Here is a 4,679-nt window from a genome sequence, read left to right as displayed (position 1 = left end):
GCTCTTTCTGCTCACCTTTAGGCGCCCAGCCCAGCAGGGCGACATAATTCAAAACGGCGGTGGTGAGATACCCTTGGGCGATCAAGTCTTCATAGGAGGGGTCCCCGTGGCGCTTGGACATCTTATTGTGCGCGTCCCGCATGACGGGAGAGCAGTGGACATAGGTGGGAATCTCCCAACCGAAGGCCTGATACAGCAAATTGTACTTGGGTGCGGAGCTGAGGTATTCACTGCCCCGGACCACATGCGTGATGCCCATGAGATGGTCGTCCACCACGTTGGCAAAGTTGTAGGTGGGCAGCCCGTCGGATTTGATGAGCACCTGATCGTCCAGCGTGTCGTTTTCCACGGTGATGTCACCGAAGGTCACGTCATGGAAGGTGGTGCTGCCATCCCGGGGGATTCTCTGGCGGATGACATGGGGCTTGCCTGCGTCCAGCCTGACCTGAATTTCGTTGAAGGGGAGGTCAGGACAGCCGCACTGATGCTTTTTGACCTTCACACCCTCGGCAACCTCCTGCGCCTCGTCCTCTTCCTTGCCGCAGAAGCAGCGGTAGGCAGAGCTCTTTTCCACCAGCAGCTCGGCGTACTTTCCGTACAGCTCCCGCCGCTCCGACTGGATATAAGGACCCACCGGGCCGCCCACGTCCGGGCCTTCGTCGTGACCAAGGCCGCACTGGGCCATTGTCTTGTAGATGACGTCGGTGGCGCCCTCTACAAGGCGGCCCTGATCGGTGTCCTCAATGCGCAGGAGGAAGGTGCCCCCCGCGTGGCGGGCGATGAGCCAGGTGTACAGTGCGGTGCGCAGGTTGCCCACGTGCATATAGCCGGTGGGGGAGGGGGCGAAACGGGTGCGGACCTTCCCCTTGGGGATGCGGGCCTCCATCTCGTCAAAGAATGCTTTATCTGTGGCCATGAATTTACCTCCATGTATTATTTAACAATTTATTATCGCTTTTGCAGCCCGGAATGTCAAGGGGTTTCCTGCGGTAAACGCAGTCGGGGCAAAGCCGCACGCGCCGGGCTAAAATCCCCAAAACAGATTGCACTTTCCAATGCTTCGTGCTACAATAATCAGGCTATATTGCCGCTTTCTGGCCAAAGGGCGCGAGAGCGGCGGATTTTGAGGTGGTATCATGGAAAACGAGACGCTTAAACGGCGGATTCTCAGCGGAATTCAGCCTTCCGGCGACCTGACTCTTGGCTCCTATCTGGGGGCCATCCGCAACTGGGCGGCGCTGGCGGACGAGTACGACTGCTTTTATATGCTGGCGGATATGCACACCATCACGGTCCGGCAGGAGCCGGCGGAGCTTCGGCGGCGCACGCTGACGCAGGTGGCAGCCTATATTGCCTGCGGCCTGGACCCGCAGAAAAATACGTTGTTTATCCAGTCCCACGTCCCAGCCCACGCCCAGTTGGGCTGGGTTCTGGACTGCTACACCATGTTCGGCGAGCTGAGCCGCATGACTCAGTTTAAGGACAAGTCCGCGAAAAACACGGACAACGTCAATGCAGGCCTGTTTACCTACCCGGCCTTGATGGCGGCGGACATTCTGCTCTATCAGGCGGACTTGGTGCCGGTGGGCGGCGACCAGAAGCAGCATGTTGAGATCTGCCGGGACATTGCCACCCGGTTCAATGGGATTTACGGCAACGTGTTTAAGGTTCCCCAGCCCTATATTCCAAAGGTGGGGGCTCGGATTATGAGCCTGTCCTCTCCCGAAAGCAAGATGAGTAAGTCCGACAAGGACCAGAACGGTTGCGTTTATATGCTGGAAAAGCCGGAGGATATTCTGCGCAAGTTCAAAAAGGCGGTGACGGATTCCGAGGCCTGCGTGCGGTATGACCAGAAGGAAAAGCCGGGCGTGTCCAACCTGATGCAGATTTACTCGGTGTGCACAAATCGGGATTTTGACGCCATCGAGGCGGAATTTGCGGGGCACGGCTACGGCGACTTCAAGGCCGCCGTGGGTGAAGCGGTGGTGGAGCTGCTGCGCCCCATCCGGGAGGAGACGGAGCGTTTGCTGGCAGACAAAGCGGCCCTTCAGGCCATCTACCGCGACGGCGCGGAGCGGGCGTCCCGCGTGGCGGGGCGGACGCTGGGCAAGGTTTACAAAAAGGTCGGCTTTATCGACCGGTGATTACGGCGCGCGCCGCCATGAAGGCTGAAAAAGCGCGCGGTGAAAGGAAACGTTGTCGCAATGCTAATCAATACAAACTTGCTGGCCGGGGTGTTTCTGGCTTTGGCGGTGGCGCTGGTGGTGAGCTTTCTGGCGTCTCCGGTGGTGAAGGCGTTTGCCTATAAGGTGGGCGCCATCGACGTGCCCAAGGATAACCGCCGGATGCACCATATCCCTATCCCCCGGCTGGGGGGGCTGGCTATTTTTCTGGGCTTTATCGTCAGTATTTTGCTGTTTGCTAAAATGACAAATCAGTTCCGCAGCATTTTGCTGGGAGCGGTGATCATCGTGGTGCTGGGTGTGGTGGATGATATCACGCCGCTGCCCGCCAAATTTAAGTTTCTAATCCAAATTGGGGCAGCGCTGATTCCCACGCTGAACGGCGTGCAAATCCATGTGCTGAGCAATCCCAACCTCTTTTCCCCCAATCCCTATTGGGATATGGGCGTGCTGTCCATTCCTGTGACCGTGCTGTGGATTGTGGCCATTACCAACGCCGTGAACCTGATCGATGGGCTGGACGGACTGGCTATCGGCGTGTCTGCCATTTCCGCCACCACGGTGCTGGTGATTTCCCTGCTTGTGAGCGAGGTACAGGTGGCCGTGGTCATGGCGGCGCTGGTGGGGGCGTGCGTGGGGTTTATGCCCTATAACCTCAACCCTGCCAAGATGTTTATGGGAGACACGGGAGCCACGTTTTTGGGGTATATTCTGGCCTGTATGTCTGTGGAGGGGCTGTTTAAGTCTTGGGCCATCATTTCCTTCGCGGTGCCATTTTTGATTCTGGGCCTGCCGATTTTCGACACGGCCTTTGCCATCCTCCGCCGCCTTGCCCACGGGCAAAGCCCCATGCAGGCGGACCGGAGCCACATTCACCACCGCCTGATCGACATGGGATTGAACCAGAAGCAGGCGGTTGCCACGCTGTACGTGATTTCCGCGATTTTGGGCCTCAGCGCCGTGGTGCTTACCACCAGTGGGGAGCTGCGGGCCATGATGATCTTCGTGTCGCTGTGCGTGGTGGCTGTGGTGGCCGCCAGAGTGATCTTCCCCAAAGAGGTCCGGGAGGAGCTTCACGAGGAGATGGAAGAGCTGAGGGACCACGGACATCGCGCCGAAAAGCAGGAGAAGGCGGAAGATGCCGCGCCTCCCGCCGGAGAAGAATTGGAACAGGAAAATCTCCCCGGTCTCCGCGACGGGAATTCGAAAACTTCGCAGGAGGAGACAGCCTCGGCTTTGGCAGACGCTGAGCCGAAGGCGCAAGAGCCGGACGGCTGGGAAGGAGAGGAGGATCAGTAATGGAGAAGATTCGCGTCATGAGCGTCTTCGGCACCCGGCCGGAGGCCATTAAAATGGCGCCGCTCGTCAAGGAGCTTGCTGCCCGGGAGGGGATCGAGAGCCTTTGCTGCGTCACTGCCCAGCACCGCCAGATGCTGGACTCCGTGCTGCAGGTTTTCGACCTGAAGCCGGACTGGGATTTGGACATTATGACCCCACGACAGACGCTTTCCACCATCACCAGCAAGTGCCTTCTGGGGATGGATGAGGCCATTGATGCACTGAAACCAAATTTAATTCTGGTGCATGGAGATACCTCCACTACCTTCGCGGGGGCGCTGTCGGCATTTTACCACCAGGTGAAGGTTGGCCATGTGGAGGCAGGATTACGAACCTATGACAAGTATTCTCCCTTTCCAGAGGAAATGAACCGAGTGATGACCTCCCGGCTGGCGGATTTCCATTTTTGCCCCACGGCGGGCAACCGGGACAACCTGCGCCGGGAGAGTGTGCGGGGGAACTTGTTTATTACCGGCAATACGGTGATTGACGCGCTGCGTACCACCGTCCGTCCCGGCTTTCATTTTTCCACAGAGGAGCTAAACCGCCTTCCCTACGGGGAGAAAAAGGTGTGTCTTGTCACTTGCCACCGCAGGGAGAACTACGGTGAACCTATGAAAAACATTATGATTGCCCTACGCCGGATTGCGGAAGAAAACAAGGATGTGGAGCTGGTGTATCCCGTTCATCTCAGCCCCGTGGTGAGGGAGAGCGTGGATCAATATCTCCGGGGCGCGCCCCGGATTCACCTGATCGACCCGCTGCCCGCCGACGAAATGCACAACCTGATGGCCCTGTGCTATCTGGTGCTGACCGACTCGGGAGGACTTCAGGAGGAGGCCCCCGCTCTTGGCAAGCCTGTGCTTGTTTTGCGGCGGGAGACGGAGCGGCAAGAGACTGTGGCCGCCGGGACGGTGAAGCTTGCCGGGGTGGCGCAGGACGATATTGTGACTATGGCCACCCGTCTGCTGCGGGACAGGGAAGCCTATGACAAAATGGCCCGTGCCGTAAATCCCTATGGCGACGGACGTGCCTGCGGGCGCATTGCGGACGCGGTGGAGTGGCATTTCGGCCTGCGCGGCGACCCGCCGGATGACTATTCCGGCGTCTGAGCCGGACGTGCGGAGAGGGGGGCTCATGAGAAACAGCAAGGTTGGA

4 protein-coding genes are annotated in these 4,679 nt (G+C 58.7%); 3 read left to right on the top strand and 1 reads right to left on the bottom strand.

The window, feature by feature from the left end:
• The coding region (gene gltX / locus RTK01_RS15885) for a glutamate--tRNA ligase (RefSeq protein WP_312281906.1) at positions 1-916 on the bottom strand (916 nt) is incomplete at its 3' end.
• Between the two features lie 220 nt (positions 917-1,136).
• On the opposite strand from gltX, the gene trpS reads away from it, so the two are divergent.
• The 3 genes from trpS to wecB are packed head-to-tail and all read left to right on the top strand — an operon-like array spanning position 1,137 to position 4,633.
• Positions 1,137-2,144: a tryptophan--tRNA ligase gene (gene trpS / locus RTK01_RS15880; RefSeq protein ID WP_312281905.1), complete on the top strand. Its 1,008-nt coding sequence runs from the start codon at positions 1,137-1,139 to the stop codon at positions 2,142-2,144.
• A gap of 60 nt (positions 2,145-2,204) precedes the next feature.
• Positions 2,205-3,482, top strand: coding sequence for an MraY family glycosyltransferase (locus RTK01_RS15875; RefSeq protein ID WP_312281904.1), 1,278 nt, complete (start codon positions 2,205-2,207; stop codon positions 3,480-3,482).
• Positions 3,482-4,633: a non-hydrolyzing UDP-N-acetylglucosamine 2-epimerase gene (gene wecB, locus RTK01_RS15870; RefSeq protein WP_312281903.1), complete on the top strand. Its 1,152-nt coding sequence runs from the start codon at positions 3,482-3,484 to the stop codon at positions 4,631-4,633. The genes RTK01_RS15875 and wecB overlap by 1 nt, the downstream gene beginning before the upstream one ends.
• The last annotated feature ends 46 nt before the right edge of the window (positions 4,634-4,679 follow it).

The organism is Oscillibacter sp. (assembly GCF_031978065.1).
Lineage (GTDB): Bacteria > Bacillota > Clostridia > Oscillospirales > Oscillospiraceae > Oscillibacter.
This window is presented reverse-complemented; position numbering and strand designations above follow the sequence as displayed.